Below are 21,526 nucleotides of genomic sequence, written 5' to 3'. Positions count from 1 at the left end.
GCATTATGCCCCGCCCACCCGGTTGTTGATCTTCGACCCGCCGGTGATCCCCGGCGCCCAACCCCGGCGGCGGCCCCGCACCACCGCCACCGCGAGCGCACCGGCCGCCACCGCGAACCCGACGACGAGCACAGCGAACCACAACGCCCTCACCCGCGCCTGATCCCGCCGCTGCCCCACACCGGCATCCACCGCGACCGGGACAGCGGCCCGCACCGACGGCGGCCGCGACACCGGCAGCGCCTCGGTCAGCGCCCGATAGGGATTGAGCAGGCCATGGCCGTACTCGTCGCTGCGCTCACCCGCCGGAGCCGGATCAGCCGACACCATCAACCGGCGCCCGATCTCCTCCGCGCCCGCCCGGGGGAAACGCTGCCGCAACAGCGCCGCCGTCGCCGCCACATACGGCACGGCGTAACTCGTGCCCTGACCCAGGCGGTGCCCGCCCCCGACCGCGGCAACCGTGACACCGTCACCGAACGCCACCAGATCCACATAGGGGCCGCGCTGCGAATACGGCGCCCGAACCCCGTCCGCGGACACCGCACCCACCCCGATCACCCCGGGATAGGCCGCCGGATAGGGAACCGGGTTGCCACCCCGCTCCCCGCCCGCGTTCCCGGCCGCCGCCACCACGACCACCCCGGACGCCACCGCGGCCCGCACCGCCCGGCGCACCCGCACATCGTCCTCGGTCATCACCAGCGAAATATTGATCACCTGAGCCCGGCGGGCCGCCCACGAGATCGCCCGGGCGAACTGCTCCGCACTGCCCCGCACCTCGGGCCGGCCGGCGGACTGCTCACTGACCCGCACCGGCAGCACCGTCACCCCCGGCGCCAGCCCCCGAAAACCCGTCCCCGCAGCCGGACCGGCGGCGATCACCGACGCCACCGCCGTGCCATGGCCGACACAGTCCCGGCGCCCGTCCGAATCGCCGCGCAGCAGATCCCGCCCCGCGACCACCCGGCCCCGCAACTGCGGATGCCGCACGTCCACCCCGGAATCCAGCACCGCCACCGTCACCCCGGCCCCAGTCGCCAAACCCGCGAGACGCTCCGGCGCGTAGGCAGCCAGCTCGAACGGCACCTCAGCGACTATTCGCTCAGTCGGCGGCACCGACGGACAACCCGGGACAGCGTCAACCGGCGCCGGCACACCGGCCAGCAGCGCCACCGCAAGCACCGCCCTCACCACCACGCCGCCTCCAGTGATCGCCGTGGATATTACCCGTCCCGGCGCTGTCACCACCGTCACCGGCACACCGGGCCCGGTTGTGCCAAGAGCATCCCGGCCGATAGGTTGAGCGCAGCCCATCTGCGGCGCCGTGAGGGAAACCGGTGAGAATCCGGTGCGGTCGCGCCACTGTGAGCCGGCATCGTCGGCGAGTCAGGACACTCACGCGACGCAGGCCCACCGATCGGGACGCGCCATCCCGCAGGAGGTAGAAAACCATCGTGCCCAAAGCACAGTCCGCCGGCCACCTCACCCCGGCAATCTCCCCGAAGCTCGCCGCCACCGCCACAGCCGTGACCGGCCTCATGCTGATCCTCGCCTACCTGGTCGCCTTCGACCAGGGCGCCCTCAGCCAGAGCGGCATGTACCTGCACGAGCTCATGCACGACGGCCGCCACCTGCTCGGCGTCCCCTGCCACTGAGCTCACGCGGCACCCGCCGCCGAAGGCCCGCCCCGCAACCGGCCAACACGGCCCCCGCGCGGCGGGCCTTCGTCTCACCGGCAGACAGGCGCGCGGGGACCCACGGCCCCGAACCGCTGCCACCCGCGCCGCGAAAACGGGGCGACGAGCCCCACCCGAACCCGGTAGGGTGTCGCTCGTGACTGCCGGGTCGGCCTTGAGCCATTACCGAGTGGGGCACCCGGCCGGCGCGTGACCGCCCGGCGACCGCCCCGGTCGCCCGCTGCCCGCGCCCCGCCATTCTCAACTTTCCGACGGCCTGCCGTGTCAGGCCGTCACTCCCGTGTTCCTGCTGATAGGCCAACACACCGAAAGTTGAGAATGCCGAACGACTTCAACACCCCCGTCATCGAGCAGTTCCGCGCCAACCACGGCGTCGTGGGCGGCATGTTCGAAGGCGCCCGCCTCCTGCTGCTCACCACCACCGGCGCCCGAACCGGCCAACCACACACCGTGCCGCTCGGCTACCTGCCCGACGGCGGCGAACGCACACTGGTCATCGCCTCCGCCGGCGGCTCACCCCGCCACCCCGCCTGGTACCACAACCTGCTCGCCAACCCGGTCGCCACCGTCGAGGACGGCACCTTCACCTACGAGGCGACCGCCGACGTGCTCACCGGCGCCGACCGCGACGCCGCCTTCGCCCGCGCCGTCGAACAGGACCCCGGCTGGGCCGAATACGAAACCACCTCCGGACGAACCCTGCCGGTGGTCGCCCTGACCGCCATCCCAGGACCACCCCGCACCAGCGCCACCACACCCGGCGGCATGCTCAAACTCATCCACGACGCGTTCCGCCGCGAACTCGCCCTCATCCGCGCCGAAGTCACCGCCTCCGGACCGGTCCTCGGCGCCCAGCTCCGGGTCAACTGCCTCACCCTGTGCGCCGGCCTGCACGGCCACCACGTCCGCGAGGACCAGGGCATGTTCCCCGGCATCGAACGCCACCGCCCCGACCTGGCACCGGTCGTCCGCGAACTCCAGGCCGAACACCAGGTCATCGCCGGACTGCTCGACAACCTGCAGAAGATCCTCACCGAACCCAGCCCCGACCGCGCGGCCCTCGTAGCCGAGGTGCACCGGCTCACCAGCGAAGTCGAAGCCCACCTCGACCACGAGGAAACAGCACTGATCCCGGTGCTCAACGCCGCCTGACCGCCGCGTCCCCCGGCCGCACCCGCGACCGGGGGACGCGCCGGCCGATCAGACCCGCGTCATCGTCGACGCGTAACCACCACCACCCGGGTACGTCCACTCCCCGGCAACCACCGTCCCACCGGCGTTGAACGACCCCCGATAGAACGCCGGGCTCCCCTTCGCCTCCGCCCAGATCGTCAACGTGTCACCGTCCAGCTCGTACACGTAGTCGAACGTGTTGCCCGACGCGTCATAGAACCGCGACACCACATCCGCACCGGCCGGCTCCCCGAACGGGCGCAGATTCCCGATCACTTCCAGCCCGGTCGTCGTCTGACCGAACTGGCTCAACTCCACGTGCTGCAACAGGAAGTAACGCCCGGCCATCCACTCGTACCGCACGGTCCCCTCCGCGCCCCCGGACACCTTCCACGTGCCGACCAGCCGGTCCAAGGCCTGCAGATCGGCGCTCGGCTGCGGGTTCTCGCTCATCTCGTCCTCCTCGGTGAGTGCTTGCCGCCACCTCGCAGCCGCCACCCCCATCTCGACACCCACCGCCTGTGACCTACGCCACAGACCCACCATGTCGAGATCCCCACCCCCGCACCGAGGTAGCCATGCTCAACACCACGACGAAGGAGACCACCATGAAATACCTGCTGCTCGCCTACACCCCGGCCGCCGCCTGGGACGCCGCCACCGCCGACACCCCCACCGACGACGCCCTCGCCGCGTTCGCCGCCTACCAGAAATTCGAACAGGAACTCGTCGCCACCGGCGAATTCGTCACCAGCGAAGGCCTCGGCCACCCCGCTGTCAGCACCACCATCCGCAAAACCCCCGACGGCGTCACCGCCACCGACGGCCCCTTCGCCGAACTCAAAGAAGTCCTCGCCAGCTTCGCCGTCATCGACGTCGCCAGCCACGACCGCGCCGTCGACATCGTCACCCGCATCGTCGACGTCCTCGGCGAACCCATCGAGATCCGCCCCATCATGGGCGAGGACTTCGCCGCATGACACCCCACGTCGAACACCTGCTGCGCACCGAAGCGCCACAGGTGCTCGGCGCCCTCGTCCGCCGATTCGGCCACTTCGCCCTCGCCGAGGACGCCGTCCAGGAAGCCCTGCTCGCCGCCAGCCAGACCTGGCCCGCCGGCGGCGTCCCGGACAACCCCCGCAGCTGGCTGATCCGCATCGGATACCACAAGATGGTCGACCTGCTGCGCGCCGAACAGGCCCGCCGCCGCCGCGAACACCACGCCACCGCCGACCCCACCAGCCACGCGCCGGCACCGGAAACCGACGACAGCCTCACCCTGCTCCTGCTCTGCTGCCACCCCGCCCTCAGCACCACCTCCCAGGTCGCCCTCACCCTGCGCGCCGTCGGCGGCCTCACCACCGCCGAGATCGCCCACGCCCACGGCACCACCGAAACCACCATGGGCACCCGGATCAGCCGCGCCAAACAACAACTCGCCCGCGCCGGCGCCCGCTTCACCCCACCCACCGACACCGACCGCGACACCCGCGTCGCCGCCGTCACCCAGGTCCTCTACCTGATCTTCAACGAGGGCTACACCGCCACCACCGGCGGCGAACTCACCCGCGTCGACCTCACCGCCGAAGCGATCCGGCTGACCCGCATGCTGCACGCCTCTCTGCCGCACCACCCCGAGGTCACCGGCCTGCTCGCGCTCATGCTGCTCACCGACGCCCGGCGCGCCGCCCGCACCAGCCTGAGCGAGCGCGACGAGCAGGACTATCACCTCGTCCCGCTGGACGAGCAGGACCGCAGCCGGTGGGGCCGACAGCTGATCCGCGAAGGCACCGACCTGATCGACGGCGTGTGGAACCGCCACCCGGCCGGTCCCTACCAGCTGCAGGCGGCGATCGCCGCCGTGCACGCCGCAGCCGCCACACCACAGCAGACGGACTGGCCGCAGATCGCCGTCCTCTACCTGTGGCTGGAACGGCTCACCCCCACCGCCCCGGTCCGGCTCAGCCGCGTCGTCGCGGTCGCCAAAGCGTACGGCCCGGCCCGCGGCCTGGCCCTGCTCGACGACCTCAACCACCGCCACCACCTGGACCGGGACCCGCTGACCCGGCAGCGCGAACGCGCCGTCCGTGCCCACCTGCTCCAGCTGACCGGCGACCCCACCGGCGCGGCCCGGCTCTACCGCGAGGCCGCCGGGCTGACCGGCAACCACGTCGAGCGGCGGTACCTGCTCGACCGAGCCGGTCGGCTCGGCTGAACCAAATCAATTCTTGGGTTGTCGGCGAAGCCGTCCTTCGGGTTTTGCACTGTGTGCGGCTTGCCGCACACCCTTTAAAGCATCCTAGGAAGATAGTATGTTTTCGTCAGCCCACCGGCGAGCCGGGCGAAACCCTCCTGCCGCTGGTAGGGGAAGTACGGATACGGCGCGGTACGCGCGCTGGCCGCGTCCAGCCGGGCGACCTGCTCAGCGGTGAGCGACCAGCCCACCGCGCCGATGTTCTGCCGCAGCTGCTCCTCGTTGCGGGCGCCGATGATGACGCTCGCCACGGTGGGCCGTCGCAGCAGCCAGTTCACGGCGATCTGGGGAATGGCCCGCCCGGTCTCCTGAGACAGCTCGTCGAGCACGTCCACCACCCGGTACAGGTGCTCGTCGTCGATCGGCGGCCCGTACTCGGCGGTCGCGTGCAGCCGGCTGTCCGGCGGCAGCGGCCGGCCACGGCGCACCCTGCCGGTGAGCCGGCCCCAGCCGAGCGGGCTCCACACCACCGCGCCGACGCCCTGGTCGAGGCCGAGCGGCATCAGCTCCCACTCGTAGTCCCGGCCGGCGAGCGAGTAGTAGACCTGGTGCGCCACATAGCGGCTGTGGTGCCCGCGGTCGGCCGCCGCCAGGGATTTCATCAGCTGCCACCCGGCGAAGTTGGACGCGCCCAGGTAGCGGATCTTCCCGGCCCGCACCAGGTCGTCGAGGGCCGCCACGACCTCCTCGACCGGGGTGCCGGCGTCGAAGGCGTGCAGCTGGTACAGGTCGATGTGGTCGGTGCCGAGCCGGCGCAGCGCCGCGTCGACCGAGCGGATCAGCCGGGCCCGCGACGTGCCCGCGTCCTGCGGCCCGTCGCCGGTCGGCAGCCCGCTCTTGGTGGACAGCAGCACCGCGTCGCGCCGGCCCTTGATCGCCTGGCCGAGCACCTCCTCGGAGGCGCCGTCGGAGTAGACGTCCGCGGTGTCGAACATGGTGATCCCGGCATCCAGGCAGATGTCGACGAGCCGCCGCGCCTCGGCGGCGCCGGTGCTCCCCCCAGGCCCCGAAGAGCGGCCCGGATCCCCCGAACGTGCCGGCGCCGAAACTCAGAGCCGGCACGGTGAGCCCGGACGACCCCAATCGTCGATACTCCATGGCAGCACCCTCCCCACTAAAGGAACCGTAGTTCCGTTAATATGAGAGCCACGGTACCACTAATGAAACTGGAGTTCCGTTATGACTGTCGGCACAGTCCGGCCCGGCGGGCGTACCGCCCGGGTCCGTGAGGCCGTCCTCAAGGCCGCCGGCGACGCGCTCGTCGAGCACGGCTTCGACCGCCTCGACCTGGCCGACGTGGCCCGCCGCGCGGTGGTCGGCAAGACCACCGTCTACCGCCGCTGGGGCACGGCCGCCGCGCTCGTCACCGACCTGCTCGACGACATGGCCGCGACGTCGTCGCCGCGCACCGACACCGGGTCGGTCGCCGAGGACCTGCGCGCCAACGCCCGCCTGGTGCAGCGCACCCTGACCGACCCGCGGCAGGGCCCGCTGTTTCGCGCGGTCATCGTGGCCGCCACCTGCGACGCCCGCGCCGCCGAGGCGCTGCACCGCTTCTACGCGGTGCGCATCGCCGAGTGGGCGCCCTGTGTGGAACAGGCCGTCCAGCGATCGGAGCTGCCCGAGGGCACCGACCCAGCTGAAGTCATCCGCGCCGTCTCCGCGCCGCTCTACTACCGCCTGCTGATCAGCGGCGACCCGCTCGACGAGGCAGCCGCCGACCGGGCCGCCGACGCGGCACTGGCGGCGGCCCGGGCCGGGACCTACCGCTCGGCCTGAGGGTCACAGCTCGACCTGAGAGTCACAGCTCGTCCGCCCACTCCACGATCACCCGGAACATCGGGGTGCGGCCGGCGAACATCTCGGTCAGCTCCCGCGCGTCGTAACCGGGACGCCGCGGGCCGCTCCACGCCGACGCCAGCATGCGCGGCGCCAGCCAGAAGTACTTCGCGGCGCCGGTCACCCGCACCGCCCGCCGGGCCAGATCCTCCCCCACCACGCCGCGCAGCCCCCGCGCATATCCGGCGGCGACCGACTCCAGCACGTCGGGCAGCAGCGCCACGTCGGCCAGGCCGTCCCAGAACGTGTCCAGCGCCAGGTTCGCCGCGTCCTCGCCGATCGCGCCGGATCCCACGTACGCCCAATCGAGAAGGACCGGCCCGCGACCGGAACCGATCAGATTCATCGGCCACAGGTCGTGGTGGCAGAGGGTGCGCGGCAGCGCATCCGCGGCCGCCAGCAGCGCGTGCCGGCGCTCCCACAGGCGCCGCAGCCCGGCGCGCAGCGCCGGCGGCCAGGCCGCGACCGCGGCCGGATGGTCCCAGTCCAGCCCGGCCGGCACCGGTTGCGCCAGCGTGTAGTCGCGCAGGAAGTCCCGCGCCAGCCAGGCGGTCCGCGGCGGCCTGCCCAGCCACCCGGCCTGGGCGACGCCGATCCGGTACGCGACCTCCCCCAGTTCCGTGGCCCCGAACGACATGCCCGGGGTGCCCGCCACGTCTTCCAGCCACAACGCCACCGAACCGTCCGGCCGGTCCGCAGCCGACAGGCAGGCCGGCCCGGACAGACCACCGTCGGCGAACGCGGTCGCGGGCAGCCCCGCCGCGTAGGCGAGAGGCTCCCGCCGCCAGTAGTTGAAGTGCCCCGGCTCGGCGCCCGCCGCCAGATGCGCCGCCGCACCCGCCCGCCGCGGCGTCGCCACCTTCAGGATCGCCGTGCCGTCGTCGCGGCGCACCCGCCACACCCCGCCGGTGATCTCGTTGGCGGTGCTGTGCTGCAACTCCTCGACAGTCCACCCCGGACGGATAAGCTCATGCGGCAATGTCACCTCCTGACCATATGCCCGGCCGGGAACTGGCCCGCCTCTTCTACACCGAGGCGGTCCGCCCGCTGCTCGGCGACCGGCCGCACATCGCCGCCCGCATCGGGCCCGGCAGCGACGTGCTCGGCTACGACACGGCCCGCTCCACCGACCACGACTGGGGGCCGCGGCTCGAGGTGTTCCTCGACGACCCCGGCGACCTGAGCGCCCGGCTGAGCCGGGAGCTGCCGAAACGGTTCCGCGGCTGGCCCACGCACTTCGCGCCGCCGGGCACGCGGGTCCGGTCGATGGCCGACACCGACGGGCCGGTCGACCACTACGTGCGGATCACCGGGCTGGGCGGCTGGCTGCGCGAGCTGCTCGGCTTCGACCCGCGGCAGCCGGTCACCGTCCACGACTGGCTGGCGACACCGTGGCAGCGGTTCGCCGAGCTCACCGGCGGGGCCGTCTTCCACGATCCGGCCGGGCAGCTCGGCGCCGTCCGGCAGCGGCTGGGCTGGTATCCCACCGACGTGTGGCGTTACGTGCTGGCCTGCCAGTGGCAGCGGATCGGGCAGGAGGAGGCGTTCGTCGCCCGTACCGCGGAGACCGGTGACGATCTGGGGTCGCGGATCGTCACCGGCCGCCTCTGCCGCGACCTGGCCCGGCTGTTGCTGTTGCAGCAGCGGCGCTGGCCGCCGTACCAGAAATGGCTCTCGACCGCGATCGGCGGCGACCCGGCGCGCGCCCTGCTGGAGGCCGCGATGCGCGCGCCGGCGCTCGCCGAGCGCGCGGGGGCGCTGTGCGCCGCCTACGAAGAGGCCGGGACCAGGCAGAACGCCCTCGGCCTGAGCGTCTCGCAGCCGGCGGTGCGCCGGTCGTTCTTCGACCGGGGGTACGACGTGATCGACGCCGGCCGGTACGCCGGGGCGCTGCGTTCGGCCATCACGGACCCGGTGCTCGCCGGGCGGCCGCTGACCGGCTCGATCGATCAGATCAGCGACAACACCGACGTGCTGGAGCGGCCCGCGGTGTGCCGCGCCCTACTTGATCTCTAGTGTGACAATGACAGGCCTAAATCGCTGCGAGCGGGGCGGGACATGTCGAAGTCGAAGCTCTTCCTCTGGGTCACCGGGTCGGTCGCCGTCACCTGGGTGGTGGCCGCGTTCGTCCCGCTCGTCTCTCCCTACGCCCGCTACCCCGCCTGGGTGGTGCGCTGCGGCGGCATGCCGGTGGCCGGGACGACGTTCGCCGCCGCCTACTCCTACCAGCTGCCGACCGACGAACGCTATGCGGTGAGCCCGTTCACCAACCACTTCTTCTGTACGGCGCAGGAGGCCGAGGCCGCCGGGTTCAGTCACCATCCGTGACCGGCGGCCACCAGATCTCGCCCTCGGGGGCGTCCTTGACGAACACGATCCCGTCGAGGTTCGCCAGCCGGGCCGGGTCCAGCGGGGCGTAGCCGAACCACGGGGACACCCGTGCGGCCGGGGGCGCGGTCAGGCGGCGGGGGTCGACGAGGAACCGGTCCTGCGGCAGCGCATAGAACTGGCCTTCGAGGGTGCCGTCGGGCGGGGTGCCGACGCCGCGGTGGCGGATCGTGCCGAGGGCGGTGGCCACCACCGCGTAGTCGGCGCCGAGCCGGGCGCTGACGATCGCGCCGGCCGGCCACCACTGCACCGGCGGGCCGCCCATCCGCATCGAGCCGAGGTCCCGCTGAAGGTGGCCGTTGTTGGCGTGCACCAGGGCCGGGCCGTGCTCGGCGACGGCGAGCAGGTTGCCGGCCATGATCGCCGCCCGCGCGGCGAGCACCCGCGCCATCCGCGCCGCCGAGGTGTCGGCCATCGCGTGGTGGTAGCGCAGCAGCCCGGCGGCGGTCCGCCCGTGCAGGCGCGCCCGGTCGAAGCCGTCCGCGATCAGCTGCGGGGACTGCGCGTCGAGCAGGGCGGCGAGATCGTCGGTGAGCAACCGCAGCCGGTCGGCGTCGGCGGTGCGCCCGGCGGAGCGGGACGGGTCGCGCATGGCGGCCGGTTCGGTCCACCGCTCGTCGGGGCCGAGCAGGTCGTCGAGGTCCGGCGCGCTGCAGGGCAGCAGCCCGGGGTCGACGCGAGCGGCCAGATAGGAGTGCAGCGCGGTGAGCGCCTGCCGGGGACTGTCGGCGGCGGCGATCTCCAGCGGCCCGTCGAACCCGGCGAAGCGCACCTGCTCGGCGGCGGGCCGGCCGTCGTTGTGGTCGCGCATCCAGCGGACCAGGTCCCGGTTGGCGGCGGAGGCCCCGAAACCGTGGCTGAAGCCGTGCTCCATGACCTCGTCGAGATCACCCTTGCCGGTGGTGACGTAGTCGTCGACGAGCAGGGCCCGCAGGCAGTCGCTCTCGATCGCGATGGTGCGGTAGTGGTGGTCCTCGGCGAGCTGCCGGAACAGGTCGTTGCGAAGCTCCAGCAGGACGTCCTCGCCGTGGGTGGGCTCACCGAGGGCGAGCAGCCGGGGCGCACCGGGCAGCAGGCCGAGGACGGACGCGGCGTCGAAGGTGTGGACAGCGGTCATACCCCTGAACAGTATCGTTGAACTGACGAGTGAGACTTCGCCGCTACTGGGCCGGGTTTTCAGGAGCAAACCCTCAAACGACGGTCAAGCCAGCGGAGCAGGTGGAGGCCCTGCTCGCGTTGCATGCGGCGCAGCCCCGGCAGGTCCGGCAGGTGGCCGTCGCGCCAGGCCCGGCCGGCCAGCCCGGCGAGCGCGACGTTCACGTCGCCGGCGGGAGCGTCGCGCCAGCACGAGCGCCGCAGCACCTGCTCGGGATCGTGGCCGCACGCGGCCAGGTCGGGGGCCAGCCGGACCAGGTCCATCCAGCCGGGCGCGGTCCACCGATGGGTCCAGTCCACGATGCGCAACCGGCCATCGGGCTGCCGGATGACGTTGTCGCGCCGCAGATCCCCGTGCTGCAGGGCGCCACCGCCGGCCAGAGCGGTCAGCCAGCGGCGTTCCAGCTCGGCGAGCAGCGCGACCGGCAGGTCCACCGGCAGCGGCGGATGGTCCGCGGTGTGCTCCCAGGCCTGCCAGGCGCCCAGCAGCGGCAGGAACGCCTGCGCGTACGGCGAGGTGCCGGCGATCGGCGACGGATCCAGCAGCTCCCGCATGCGCCGCACCACCCGCAGCAACTCGGGCAGATCAGCGGCCTGCCAGCGGGTCAGCGTCTCGCCCTCGATGACCTCGTAGGCCGCCACCCGCCAGTCCCCGACCGCCGCCGAGCCGGCCAGCCGGGGCCCGATCTCCCCGGTCACCGCCGCCAGCACGATTCCGGCCTCGACGGCGTCGCCGGGCGCCGCGGCCTTGACGAACAGCCGGCGACCGCACCGGCCGGTGACGACGGACGCGATGGAGTGCGTGAACCCGGCCTCGGCGGCCTGCTCGGCGCCGATCGGCCCGCCGAGCAGGCCCTCCACCGCCGCCCGCACGCCGGGCGGCGCGTCAGCCAGACGCGGACGCGGAATCGCGAAGGGTGGTGCTGGGTGTGACGCCATAGGTGGCACGGTAGAGGGCGGAGAACCGGCTCGGATCGGCGAAACCCCAGCGGGCCGCCACCGCCGAGACCTTCACCCGCTCCGGATCCCCGCCCAGCAGCTCCCGGTGCACGGCGTCCAGCCGGACCTGCCGCAGATAGGCCAGCGGCGTCATCCCGCGATGCCGGCGGAACGCCAGCTGCACCGCGCGGACCGAGACGTTCGCCGCGGCCGCGATGTCCGCCGACGAGATGTCCTCGGAGGCGTGCGACTCGATGTAGGCGATCGCCCGCCGCAGCGACGCCGGGGACGCGTCATGCCGGTCGGTGACCGTCGGGTCGACCAGCGCCGTGTTCGGGAACGTCGCCAGCGTGACCGCGGCGAGCAGCTGCGTGACGGCGGCGACCACCAGCGGCGCGGTCGCCGTCTCCTGGTTCTCGAGCAGCCCGGACACGTACGCCTGCGTCGCCGCCCAGTCCGCCGCCGCCCGCGGCGACCGTGGTTCCAGCGAGGTGAACCGCAGCGGCGCCGGCCGCCGGCCGGGAGCGGCCGCCGCCACCCGGTTCAGCACCGCCGGGTCCAGCACACAGTTGTGGGCACCGCCCGCGTGGTAGCGCACCGTGTAGGGCAGGTCGGGGTACGCCATCAGGAAGATGTCTCCGGTGTCGTAGCGCGCGTCGCTGCCGCCGCACGCGCGTTCCAGCCGCGCCGAGGACATCCGGGTCACCACGAGCCGGTGCACGACCGGCTCGATCGCGAAGTCCAGGGTGGCGGGCTGCATCAGGCTGTCGAGAGCGAACGCCCCGGCCTCGGTGCGCTGATAGCACATGACCAGCCGGCCGCCGTTGGGGCGGAACCGCATCCGGTTGCCGTACGCGGCGGTGAAGGTCTGCTCCATCGCGTCCGGGTCGGTCAGCTTCAGCGTCCTGGTTGTAGGGATCACGGCGTTCATACTTCGCCGGTTTAACCTGCGTTAACACTCCGTGCAAGTCTCCGGTGGGGTGGGTGTCCCCCACTCGGGTGAGGCCGGACCGCGACCGCGTTGACCATCACCACCACCGCGACACCCAGCCACTCGTGGGCGCTCAGGGCCTCACCGAGCAGCACCAGACCGGCGAGGGCGGCGAACACCGGGTGGACGCTCATCACCACCCCGAACAGGCGCGGCGGCACCCGGCGCAGCGCGATCAGGTCGGCCGCGTACGGGATCACCGACGCCAGCACGCCGGCGGCGACGGCGTACAGCAGAGCACCGGCGCCGAGCCGGCCCTGCGCCGCGAGGACCAGCACGACCGGCAGGTAGAGCAGCGCCGAGACGGCGGTCGCCGCCGCCGGCGCCTGCAGGCCCGGCAGGCGCGCCCCGACCAGGCGGTTCAGCAGGATGTACGCCGCCCAGCAGACCGCCGCGACCAGCCCGGCGCCGATGCCGAACCAGTCACTGGACGCGTCCGGCAGCACCAGCACGTAGACGCCCACGCCGGCGCCGAGCGCACACAGCAGGTCCCGGCGGGTCCGCGAACCGGCCAGCGCCACCGCGAGCGGCCCGAGGAACTCCAGGGTGACCGCCAGCCCCAGCCCGACCCGGTCGACCGCCGTGTACAGGCTCAGGTTCATGGTCGCGAACACCAGCCCGAGCAGCAGCGTCGGCCACCACTGCGCCCAGCTGAACCGGCGCGGGTCGGGGCGGGCCACCGGCAGCAGCACGGCGGCGGCGACGAACTGGCGCACCGCGACCACCCCGGCCGGGCCGATCGCCGCGAACGCGTGCGCGCCGACGGCCGCGCCGATCTGGTTGCTCGCCGCGCTGCCCACCATGGTGGCGAGCCCGAGCAGTCGTTCGTGTCTCACCGCGTCAGTCTCGGCGGGCCCGGCCCGCCGGGAGAAATACGCGGCCCGCCCCGGTTATACGCTCAGCGCATGAATGTCGAGCTGCGGCACCTGCGCGCGCTGGTCGCCGTGGTGGACGCCGGGACGTTCACCGACGCCGCCGCCGAACTGGACGTCTCGCAGGCGGCGGTGTCCCGGTCGATCGCCGCCCTGGAAGCCACGCTGGGCCTGCGGGTGCTGGAACGCAGCACCCGCCACGTCGCGCTGACCGCACGCGGCACCCAGGTGCTCGCCACCGCCCGGCGCATCCTCGACGAGGTGGCGCACCTGCAGCGCATCGCCGAGCAGTCCCGCAGCGAACTGCGCGTCGGTTACGCCTGGGCCGCCCTCGGCAAGCACACCCGCCGGCTGCAACGGGCGTGGACCGGCGCGCCGATGGTCTTCGTGCAGTCCAACACGGTCACCGCCGGGCTCAGCGAGGGCACCGCCGACGTGGCCGTCGTGCGCCGGGCGTTGCACGACCCGCGGTTCGCCACCGCGCTGATCGGCACCGAGGGCCGGTGCGCCGCGGTCGCCACCGACAACCCGCTCGCCCGGCACCGGACGGTACGGGTGTCCGACCTGGCCCGCTACCCGGTGGCGATCGACGACCGTACCGGCACCACCACCCTGGACCTGTGGGATCCCGGCCCCGCTCCGGCGACGGTGCGCGCCACCCACGGCGTCGATGAGTGGCTGACCCTGATCGCCGCCGGCCAGGCCGTCGGCATCACCTCGGAGGCGACCGCCAACCAGAACCCGCGCCCTGGCGTCGCCTACCGCACGCTGCGGCACGCGCCCCGCATCCAGGTGTGGCTGGCCTGGTGGCGCGACGACCCGCCGGCCGGCCTGGACGAGCTGGTCCGGCTGAGCCGGGACGCCTACGGCGGCACCGATGCGGCATCCTGACAGGCATGGCGCATCCACTGATGTTCGACGACGCCGACCCGCTGCTCGCCCGGGTCCGGGCCATCGCCCTGGACCTGCCCGACGCGGCCGAGAAGATCTCGCACGGGCATCCGGCGTTCTACACCACGAAGGTGTTCGCCTACTACGGCGGCTCGGTGAAGGTCGACGGCGACTGGGAACAGCACGAGCAGTCGATCCTGGTGCTCGCCGACCCCGGCGACCGCGACGCGCTGCTGGCGGAGAAACGCTGCTACCTGCCCGCCTACCTGGGCCCGGCCGGCTGGGTCGGCATCGACCTGGACGACAGCACCGACTGGGACGAGATCGAGGAGCTGCTGGACGCCAGTTACCGGCGCACCGCCGGGGTCCGCCGGGTCGCCGCCCTCGACGCCCGCCGCGCCTAGATCCAGCGGCTGCCCAGCCACATCCGCACCGACCAGCTCTCGTACGGGATCGGCTGCCCGACGAAGATCGGATGGAAGTAGGCGAAGCTGAGCGCGACCAGGGTGACGTAGACACCGGCGACCACCACCCCGGTCAGCCGCCGGCCGGGCGGGGTGAGCAGCGCGCCCAGCACGTAGACCACGGCGAGGATCAGGAACGGCAGGGCCGGCAGCGCGTAGAACGAGAACATCGTCCGGCCGTCCGCGATCGCGAACCAGAACCACGGCAGCAGGCCCGCGGCCGCCCCGGTGAGGATCGCGCAGGCCCGCCAGTCGCGGCGCGCGATGCCCAGCCACAGCAGCGCGGCCAGCGCCGGCAGGAACGACCACCACAGGATCGGCGTGCCCAGCAGCAGGATCTCCCGGGCGCACGCCGGCGGCACGCAGTCGCCGGTGTTCGGGAAGTAGAACGCCACCGGCCGGCCGAGCAGCAGCCACTGCCACGGCCACGACTGGTACGGATGCGGCTTGGTCAGCCCGCTGTGGAAACCGAACGCCACCGAGTGGTAGTGCCACAGGCTCAGCAGCGCGCTGTCCGGCCGGTAGTTGCGGAAGTAGCCGGTGCTCGTGACGAACCAGCCGGTCCACGTGGCCAGGTAGAACACCCCGGTCAGCACGACGCTGAGCAGCCCCCAGCCCAGGTCACCGGCCAGCCCGGCGCGCAGCGGCCGGCCGATCCCGGCGGAGCGGCGCGCCTGCACCCGCCAGGCCACGATCAGCACCGCGAAGAACGGCAGGAAGAACAGCGCGCTCCACTTGACCCCGCAGGCCAGCCCGAACAGCACACCGGCGGCGAGCAGCCACCACGGCACGATCCGGGTCCGCGCCGGATCGTCGCCGCGCTCCAGCGCCCGCAGCAGGCGCCCCCGGTAGTGGTCCCGGTCGAGCACCATGGCCGCGAACGTGGCCAGCACGAACAGGCCGAGGAAGATGTCCAGCAGCGACATGCGCGACAGCACCAGGTGGAAGCCGTCCAGCGCCATCAGCAGCCCGGCCAGGCCGGCCAGCACGACCGACCCGAACAACCGGTAGGCCAGCCGGACGAGGATCAGCACCATCAGCGTGCCGGCGACCGCGGCCGGGAACCGCCAGCCCAGCTCGTTGTTGCCGAACGCGGCCTCGCCCAGCGCGATCAGCCACTTGCCCAGCGGCGGGTGCACCACGAACGCCGGGCCGTTGTTCGCCTCGTCCCACTCGACGCCGCGCCGCAGCATGTCCCAGGCGTCGGTCGGGTAGTAGACCTCGTCGAACACCAGCCCTCTCGGGCTGGTGACGCCGCGCAGCCGCAGGATCGCCGCGATCGCCACCACCACCGCGGTGACCAGCCACGAGTACGGACCCAGCCGCCGCTCCACACCGGCCAGCCGGCGCCGCACGATCGCGGGCACACCGACGGGCGCCGCGGGCGTGCCCGATGCCGGAACGAGATCGGTCTCCGCCGTCGCAGCCGCAGTCACGCCGCGATCCTAGGCGGCGATCACCACCGGCGGCGCCTGCGGTGCTCGCGGTGCAGGGCGACGGCGAGCACGACCCCCACCACCGCACAGGTGATGATCACGCCGACCGTGCCGGTCACCACCATCAGCACGTTGAGCCCGGCCCAGAGCAGGCCTCCCCCGACGGCGAGCAGGATCAGCACCACCCGCCGCGGCAGCAGGCGCACCGGCCGCGTCAGCGAGGGATAGTCGGCGGTCAGCCGACCGACGATCTCGTCGAACTCTCGACGCGTGTCTCTCGTGGCCATGTCGACCTCACCCGCCCCATCCCGGACAGCCCATCACGCCCGCCAAGTCTTACCCAGCAATGGTCCCGCGCACTCATCCTAAAGCATCCTAGGATAATAGGTCATCCGGTGCCCCAGCGGGCGTAGACCAGGTCGGTGAAGCCGTTGACCAGCAGCACCACCGCGATGCTGGTCAACAGGATGCCGGCGATCCGGTCGAGAATCGCCGCGGCGGCCGCGGAGATCCGGCGCTCGACGTGCCCGGAGAGATAGAGGGTCACGCCGGTCACCACGGCGTACGCGATCGCGGCCACCGACAGCCAGAGCCGGCCGACCGTGCTGCCCGCGTCGGCGGAGGCCGCGACGCCGAAGGCGAACGTGGTCCCGCCGACCGTCAGCGGGAAGGTGATCGGGGTGAACAGCACCGACCGCGGATCCGCCTGCCCGGCCGGCGCCGGGGCGTCGGTGGCAGCCGTGGCCGGCACCGCAACGGGCACGGCTGCCGGGACCACGGCCCCGGTGCCGCGCATCAGCGGCACCGCGGCCAGGATCAGCGCGATGCCGCCGGTCGCGGTCAGTGCCGCCGTGCTGATCCCGAGCAGCTCCAGCAGCGGCTCCCCCACCCAGATGGCGAGCAGCACGAAGACCGTCACATTGCCGGCCAGGCCCAGCGCCAGCCGCAGCTGCTGGGCGTGGCTGAACGGGCGCACGATCGGCAGGTACGACGACAGCGCCGCCACCGGGCTGTAGAGGGCGAACAGCGCCAGGAACAGCACCAGCGCCTCGTACTTGAAGGACACCTCAGAAGTCCAGACCGTCACGGATCAGCGGGCAGGTCATGCAGTGCCCGCCACCACGGCCCCGGCCCAGCTCGGCGCCGACGATGGTGATCACCTCGACCCCGGCGCGGCGCAGCAGCGTGTTGGTCGTGGTGTTGCGGTCGTAGGTGAACACCACCCCGGGCTCGACCGCGACCGCGTTGTTGCCGCTGTCCCACTGCTGGCGCTCGGAGGCGTACACGTCGCCGCCGGTCTCGATCACCCGCAGTTCCTTGAGGCCGAGCGAGGAGGCGACCACGTCGACGAACGCGCGGTCACCCTCGTCGATCACCTCGACGCCGGGCTCCGTGTCGCTGGGCACCAGGGTGAACGTGTGGACGCCGTCCATGATGGTCGGGTACAGCGTGACGATGTCGCGGTCGGCGAAGGTGAACACGGTGTCCAGGTGCATCGCGGCCCGCAGCTTCGGCATGCCGGCGACCACCACCCGCTCCGCCGCGCCCTGGGCGAACAGGGCAGCGGCGACCTGGGTGATGGCCTGCCGCGAGGTCCGCTCGCTCATCCCGACCAGCACGACGCCGTTGCCGATCGGCATCACGTCGCCGCCCTCGAAGGTGGCCATCCCCCAGTCCCGCTCCGGGTCGCCCCACCAGACGGTGTTGCCGGCGAAGTCCGGATGGAACTGGTAGATCGCCTTCATCAGCAGGGTCTCGTCGTGCCGGGCCGGCCAGTACAGCGGGTTCAGCGTGACCCCGCCGTAGAGCCAGCAGGTGGTGTCGCGGGTGTAGAGGGTGTTCGGCAGCGGCGGCATCAGATATTCGCGGACGCCGGTCGACTCGCGGGCCAGCGCCACGTATCCGGAGCGGAAGTCGTCCGGCAGGTCGGAGGTGGCCAGCCCGCCGATCAGGAACTCGCTCAGCTCGCGCGGCTTGAGCTCGTCGAGGAACGCCCGGGTGTCGGTGAGCAGCCCCACCCCCACCTCGTTCGCGATGATCTTGCGGTCCAGCAGCCACGCCTTCGCGTCCGGCAGCGCCATCGTCTCGGCGAGCAGCTCGTGCAACTCGACCACCTCGACGCCGCGGTTGCGCAGCTTGTTGACGAAGTCGGCGTGGTCGCGCTGCGCGTTCTCCACCCACATCACGTCGTCGAACAGCAGGTCGTCCGCGTTGGTCGGGGTGAGCCGCCGGTGGGCCAGACCGGGCGAGCAGACCAGCACCTTGCGCAGCCGGCCGACTTCCGAGTACACGCCGTGGTTGACGGGCATGACGTTCCTCCTGGAGGGGGTCAGATGGAGATCCAGCCGGCCGCCAGCGCGACGACACCGGCGACGGCGCCGAGGACCGAGACGGCGAGGATGACGAGTTCGGGACCGGAGAACAGCCGCCGGCCCTGTTCCCGGCGGGCCTGGACGAACAGCAGGGTGGCCGGGGCGTAGATGATGAACGACAGGAGCAGGAACCTCGGGCCGGCCGCCACCAGCAGGAAGATCGTGTAACCGACGGCGATCACGGCCACCACCAGCTCGCGTACCGGGTTGCGCTCGCTGATCGCCAGCTTCAGGGCGTACCCGGCGGCGAGCAGGAACGGGATCAGGGTGAGCGCGCTGGTCAGGTCGAGGGCGAAATTGAAGGCGTCCTCCGAGAAGTAGGTGACCACCAGCACGGTCTGGACCAGGATCGTGGACAGCAGCAGGGCGTTGAACGGGACGTCGCCACGGGTCGTGCGGCCCAGGAAACGCGGCATGTCGTCGTCCTTGGCCGCGACGTAGAGCACCTCGGCGGCCATCAGCGTCCAGGCGAGGTAGGCGCCCAGCACCGAGACGATCAGGCCGACGCTGACCAGCGCCTTGCCCCACTCGCCGACGGCTGCCTCGAGGACCCCGCCCATCGACGGCTGGCGCAGCTCGGCGATCTCGGCGGCCGGCAGGATGCCGTAGGACACGATGGTCACCGACGCGAAGACGGCGAACACGGCCAGGAAGCCGAGGACGGTGGCCCGGCCGACGTCCTCACGCCGCTTGGCGTGCCGGGAGTAGACGCTGGCGCCCTCCACCCCGAGGAAGACGAAGACGGTGACCAGCATGGTGCCCTTGACCTGGTCGAACAGCGAGCCGTAGTCGGTGCCGCCGCGCAGGTTGTCGGCGAACACCTGCGGATCCAGGGCGAACAGGGCGAGCAGGACGAACACCAGGATGGGCACGACCTTGGCGATCGTGACGATCCGGTTGATCGCCGCCGCGTCCTTGACCCCGCGCTGGACCAGGTAGAAGAAGACCCACACGCCGATCGAGGAGAGCAGCACCGACAGGACCGTGTCGCCGTCACCGAGGGCCGGCGCGATCGCACCGACCGTGGACATGATCAGCACCCAGTAGGTCACGTTGCCCACGCAGGCGCTGGCCCAGTAGCCGAAGGCGGAGAAGAACCCCAGGTACTCGCCGAACCCGGCCTTCGCGTAGGCGTACACCCCGGCGTCCAGATCCGGCCGGCGCATCGCCAGGGTCTGGAAGACGAACGCCAGCATCAGCATGCCGGACCCGGCGATCAGCCAGGCGATCAGCGCGCCGAGCACGCCGGTCTCGGCGGCGAAACGGCTCGGCAGGGAGAAGACCCCGGCGCCGACCATGCCACCGACGACCATCATGGTCATCGTGGTGAAGGTCAGTTTCTGTACGGACGACTGCTGGGTCGCGGTCCCCGTGTCGGTCACTGCCACACCTCCCGTAGGCCGGTCGGTACGCCCACCGGGACGCTAAGAGGTGAGCGGCGTAGCCCGCCTCATCCGCAACGGATGAGGTGGACACCGGGGCGCCCGACCGGGCACGCTGGGCCGGTGAGCAGTAGCAACGACCCGCGCCTGCGCGAGCTGGTCCTGATGCGCCGGGTCCGTGACCGCATCGACCGTGACTACGCGCAGCCGCTCGACGTGGAGGCCCTGGCCCGGGGCGTGCACCTGTCCGCCGGGCATCTGAGCCGTCAGTTCCGGGCCGCGTTCGGCGAGTCGCCGTACAGCTATCTGATGACCCGGCGCATCGAGCGGGCGATGACCCTGCTGCGCCGCGGCGACCTGTCGGTGACCGAGGTGTGCTTCGCGGTCGGCTGTTCGTCGCTGGGCACGTTCAGCACCCGCTTCTCCGAGCTGGTCGGGATCTCGCCGAGTGAGTACCGGCGGATCGCCGTGCACGACGCCAAGGGGCTGCCCGGGTGCGTCGCCAAACAGGTCATGCGACCGATCAGGAACAGAGAAGCCACACCCACCAGGGCGCACCTAGCATCGCAGGCATGAACCTCACCATTCACAACACGTTCCTGCCGGCCGACGACCCGGAGCAGTCGCTGACCTTCTACCGTGACGCGCTCGGCTTCGAGGTCCGCAACGACGTGGGCTACGGCGACATGCGCTGGATCACCGTCGGCCCGCCCGGCCAGCCGCAGACCTCGATCGTGCTGCAGCCCCCGGCCACCGACCCGGGCATCACCGACGACGAGCGGCGCACCATCGCCGAGCTGATGGCCAAGGGCAGCTACGCCGGGATCGTGCTCAGCACCCCGGACGTGGACGACACCTTCGAGAAGGTGCAGGCCGCCGGCGGCGACGTGGTGCAGGAGCCGATGGACCAGCCGTGGGGCGTGCGCGACTGCGCGTTCCGCGACCCGGCCGGCAACATGATCAGGATCAATCAGGCGGCGTGACCGTGCGGCGGTCGTCGGGCAGGCGCCGCGTCACGCCCGTGCGGTCGAGCAGCTCCAGCAGCGGCACCGCGACCCGGCGGGTGGTGCCCAGCGCCTGGCGGGCCTCGCTGAGCGTGAACGGCTGCGGCAGCCCGGCCAGGATCTCCGCCGCCCGCTGGGGCGCGCCGGGCGGCAGCAGCACGTTGCCGTCGAGGCGCACGGCGAGCCCGGTCCGCACGGCCGCGCCGATCTGCCGCGGGCCCAAACCGAGTTCGGCGAGCCGGTGTGCCTCCGGCGCCACGAACGGCTCGTCGCCGAACGCCTGACCGATCGCGGCCACCAGCTCGTCCGGGACGCCCGGTGTCCCCGCGCTCACCCGGCCGCCGCTGACCCGCAGCGGCGGCGTGACCAGGGCTTCGACCAGTGACCGGTCGGGCAGGCCGAGCCGGTGCCGCAGTGACTCCAGCGGGGCGCCCGGCTCCAGCGGATGCTCGGCGCGGTGCCGGGCCACCTCCTCGGCGAGCCGTTCGCGCAGGCCGGCCCAGTGCCGCGGGTCGGCGAACCAGTCCCCGGCCACCGGGACGCCGTCGTCGGGCACCCCCATCCGGCGCAGGTCGTCGCGGTGGATCAGCAGGCGCCGGCTCAGCTCACCGGCGAGGCCGGGAGCAGCGGTCAGGTCGGCGGCGCGGCGGGCGGCCGCACCGCGCC

Annotated in this window: 25 protein-coding genes and 1 riboswitch; of the genes, 11 read left to right on the top strand and 14 right to left on the bottom strand. The window is 72.4% G+C overall.

Going from position 1 to position 21,526, the window contains the following annotated elements; all coding sequences use genetic code 11:
• Window positions 1-3: 3 nt before the first annotated feature.
• Window positions 4-1,089, bottom strand: a complete 1,086-nt coding sequence (mycP, locus tag AB0F81_RS38390; RefSeq protein ID WP_360205922.1) for a type VII secretion-associated serine protease mycosin — start codon at window positions 1,087-1,089, stop codon at window positions 4-6.
• Between the two features lie 243 nt (window positions 1,090-1,332).
• A riboswitch (cobalamin riboswitch) is annotated at window positions 1,333-1,398 on the top strand.
• Between the two features lie 59 nt (window positions 1,399-1,457).
• On the opposite strand from mycP, the gene AB0F81_RS38385 reads away from it, so the two are divergent.
• The gene (locus tag AB0F81_RS38385; RefSeq protein ID WP_360205919.1) at window positions 1,458-1,658 is read left to right on the top strand and encodes a CbtB domain-containing protein; all 201 of its coding nucleotides are present in this window, start codon (window positions 1,458-1,460) and stop codon (window positions 1,656-1,658) included.
• A 360-nt stretch (window positions 1,659-2,018) separates the two neighbouring features.
• Window positions 2,019-2,852 carry a nitroreductase/quinone reductase family protein gene (locus tag AB0F81_RS38380; protein WP_360205916.1) on the top strand — a complete coding sequence of 278 codons (834 nt, stop codon included), beginning with the start codon at window positions 2,019-2,021 and terminating at the stop codon, window positions 2,850-2,852.
• A gap of 48 nt (window positions 2,853-2,900) precedes the next feature.
• Here the strand turns inward: AB0F81_RS38380 and AB0F81_RS38375 are convergent, their stop codons facing one another.
• On the bottom strand, window positions 2,901-3,419 hold the full coding sequence (locus AB0F81_RS38375; RefSeq protein WP_360205913.1) for a hypothetical protein: 519 nt from the start codon (window positions 3,417-3,419) through the stop codon (window positions 2,901-2,903).
• 32 nt (window positions 3,420-3,451) lie between these two features.
• On the opposite strand from AB0F81_RS38375, the gene AB0F81_RS38370 reads away from it, so the two are divergent.
• Window positions 3,452-3,853 (top strand): YciI family protein, encoded by a 402-nt coding sequence (locus AB0F81_RS38370; protein WP_360205910.1) that lies wholly within the window; start codon window positions 3,452-3,454, stop codon window positions 3,851-3,853.
• Window positions 3,850-5,088, top strand: a complete 1,239-nt coding sequence (locus AB0F81_RS38365; RefSeq protein ID WP_360205907.1) for a DUF6596 domain-containing protein — start codon at window positions 3,850-3,852, stop codon at window positions 5,086-5,088. Before AB0F81_RS38370 ends, AB0F81_RS38365 begins: the two co-directional genes overlap by 4 nt.
• A 74-nt stretch (window positions 5,089-5,162) precedes the next feature.
• Here the strand turns inward: AB0F81_RS38365 and AB0F81_RS38360 are convergent, their stop codons facing one another.
• Window positions 5,163-6,068: an aldo/keto reductase gene (locus AB0F81_RS38360; protein ID WP_360205948.1), complete on the bottom strand. Its 906-nt coding sequence runs from the start codon at window positions 6,066-6,068 to the stop codon at window positions 5,163-5,165.
• A 238-nt stretch (window positions 6,069-6,306) separates the two neighbouring features.
• Here AB0F81_RS38360 and AB0F81_RS38355 point away from each other — a divergent pair, with 238 nt between their 5' ends.
• Window positions 6,307-6,906, top strand: a complete 600-nt coding sequence (locus tag AB0F81_RS38355; RefSeq protein ID WP_360205905.1) for a TetR/AcrR family transcriptional regulator — start codon at window positions 6,307-6,309, stop codon at window positions 6,904-6,906.
• Between the two features lie 22 nt (window positions 6,907-6,928).
• On the opposite strand, the gene AB0F81_RS38350 is transcribed toward AB0F81_RS38355, so the two are convergent.
• Entirely contained in the window at window positions 6,929-7,951 is a 1,023-nt protein-coding gene (locus AB0F81_RS38350) for an aminoglycoside phosphotransferase (RefSeq protein WP_360205902.1), read from the bottom strand.
• 11 nt (window positions 7,952-7,962) lie between these two features.
• On the opposite strand from AB0F81_RS38350, the gene AB0F81_RS38345 reads away from it, so the two are divergent.
• Both AB0F81_RS38345 and AB0F81_RS38340 read left to right on the top strand, forming a co-directional pair.
• On the top strand, window positions 7,963-8,982 hold the full coding sequence (locus AB0F81_RS38345; protein WP_360205899.1) for a DUF4037 domain-containing protein: 1,020 nt from the start codon (window positions 7,963-7,965) through the stop codon (window positions 8,980-8,982).
• Window positions 8,983-9,024: 42 nt separating this feature from the next.
• Window positions 9,025-9,294, top strand: a complete 270-nt coding sequence (locus tag AB0F81_RS38340; protein WP_360205896.1) for a hypothetical protein — start codon at window positions 9,025-9,027, stop codon at window positions 9,292-9,294.
• Here AB0F81_RS38340 and AB0F81_RS38335 read toward each other — a convergent pair.
• Genes AB0F81_RS38335 through AB0F81_RS38320 form a run of 4 tightly spaced genes read right to left on the bottom strand, consistent with a single transcriptional unit; the run spans window position 9,278 to window position 13,275 of the window.
• Window positions 9,278-10,471, bottom strand: a complete 1,194-nt coding sequence (locus tag AB0F81_RS38335) for an erythromycin esterase family protein (RefSeq protein WP_360205893.1) — start codon at window positions 10,469-10,471, stop codon at window positions 9,278-9,280. The genes AB0F81_RS38340 and AB0F81_RS38335 overlap by 17 nt on opposite strands.
• 59 nt (window positions 10,472-10,530) lie before the next feature.
• Entirely contained in the window at window positions 10,531-11,448 is a 918-nt protein-coding gene (locus AB0F81_RS38330) for an aminoglycoside phosphotransferase (protein ID WP_360205890.1), read from the bottom strand.
• Window positions 11,396-12,370, bottom strand: coding sequence for a helix-turn-helix transcriptional regulator (locus AB0F81_RS38325; protein ID WP_360205888.1), 975 nt, complete (start codon window positions 12,368-12,370; stop codon window positions 11,396-11,398). Before AB0F81_RS38325 ends, AB0F81_RS38330 begins: the two co-directional genes overlap by 53 nt.
• Before the next feature lie 20 nt (window positions 12,371-12,390).
• Window positions 12,391-13,275, bottom strand: a complete 885-nt coding sequence (locus AB0F81_RS38320) for an EamA family transporter (protein WP_360205885.1) — start codon at window positions 13,273-13,275, stop codon at window positions 12,391-12,393.
• Window positions 13,276-13,344: 69 nt separating this feature from the next.
• On the opposite strand from AB0F81_RS38320, the gene AB0F81_RS38315 reads away from it, so the two are divergent.
• The gene (locus tag AB0F81_RS38315) at window positions 13,345-14,202 is read left to right on the top strand and encodes a LysR family transcriptional regulator (RefSeq protein WP_360205882.1); all 858 of its coding nucleotides are present in this window, start codon (window positions 13,345-13,347) and stop codon (window positions 14,200-14,202) included.
• A 5-nt stretch (window positions 14,203-14,207) separates the two neighbouring features.
• Window positions 14,208-14,606 (top strand): MmcQ/YjbR family DNA-binding protein, encoded by a 399-nt coding sequence (locus AB0F81_RS38310; RefSeq protein WP_360205879.1) that lies wholly within the window; start codon window positions 14,208-14,210, stop codon window positions 14,604-14,606.
• On the opposite strand, the gene AB0F81_RS38305 is transcribed toward AB0F81_RS38310, so the two are convergent.
• The 5 genes from AB0F81_RS38305 to AB0F81_RS38285 all read right to left on the bottom strand — a co-directional run bounded on the left by AB0F81_RS38305 (window position 14,603) and on the right by AB0F81_RS38285 (window position 19,856).
• On the bottom strand, window positions 14,603-16,033 hold the full coding sequence (locus AB0F81_RS38305) for a phospholipid carrier-dependent glycosyltransferase (protein WP_360205945.1): 1,431 nt from the start codon (window positions 16,031-16,033) through the stop codon (window positions 14,603-14,605). The two genes, AB0F81_RS38310 and AB0F81_RS38305, sit on opposite strands and share 4 nt — an antisense overlap.
• Window positions 16,034-16,122: 89 nt before the next feature.
• Window positions 16,123-16,389 carry a hypothetical protein gene (locus tag AB0F81_RS38300; protein WP_360205876.1) on the bottom strand — a complete coding sequence of 89 codons (267 nt, stop codon included), beginning with the start codon at window positions 16,387-16,389 and terminating at the stop codon, window positions 16,123-16,125.
• A gap of 101 nt (window positions 16,390-16,490) precedes the next feature.
• Window positions 16,491-17,168, bottom strand: a complete 678-nt coding sequence (locus AB0F81_RS38295; protein WP_360205873.1) for a MarC family protein — start codon at window positions 17,166-17,168, stop codon at window positions 16,491-16,493.
• Window position 17,169: 1 nt separating this feature from the next.
• On the bottom strand, window positions 17,170-18,411 hold the full coding sequence (gene arcA, locus AB0F81_RS38290; RefSeq protein WP_360205870.1) for an arginine deiminase: 1,242 nt from the start codon (window positions 18,409-18,411) through the stop codon (window positions 17,170-17,172).
• A gap of 20 nt (window positions 18,412-18,431) precedes the next feature.
• Window positions 18,432-19,856: a basic amino acid/polyamine antiporter gene (locus tag AB0F81_RS38285; protein ID WP_360205866.1), complete on the bottom strand. Its 1,425-nt coding sequence runs from the start codon at window positions 19,854-19,856 to the stop codon at window positions 18,432-18,434.
• Window positions 19,857-20,021: 165 nt separating this feature from the next.
• On the opposite strand from AB0F81_RS38285, the gene AB0F81_RS38280 reads away from it, so the two are divergent.
• Together AB0F81_RS38280 and AB0F81_RS38275 are read left to right on the top strand one after the other, a co-directional pair.
• Window positions 20,022-20,432 (top strand): helix-turn-helix transcriptional regulator, encoded by a 411-nt coding sequence (locus AB0F81_RS38280; RefSeq protein WP_360205943.1) that lies wholly within the window; start codon window positions 20,022-20,024, stop codon window positions 20,430-20,432.
• Entirely contained in the window at window positions 20,429-20,839 is a 411-nt protein-coding gene (locus AB0F81_RS38275) for a VOC family protein (protein ID WP_360205863.1), read from the top strand. Before AB0F81_RS38280 ends, AB0F81_RS38275 begins: the two co-directional genes overlap by 4 nt.
• Here AB0F81_RS38275 and AB0F81_RS38270 read toward each other — a convergent pair.
• Window positions 20,823-21,526: SelB C-terminal domain-containing protein (locus tag AB0F81_RS38270; RefSeq protein WP_360205860.1), on the bottom strand; the 704-nt coding region annotated here is incomplete at its 5' end. The genes AB0F81_RS38275 and AB0F81_RS38270 overlap by 17 nt on opposite strands.

This window comes from Actinoplanes sp. NPDC024001 (genome assembly GCF_040638955.1).
Lineage (GTDB): Bacteria > Actinomycetota > Actinomycetes > Mycobacteriales > Micromonosporaceae > Actinoplanes.
This window is presented reverse-complemented; position numbering and strand designations above follow the sequence as displayed.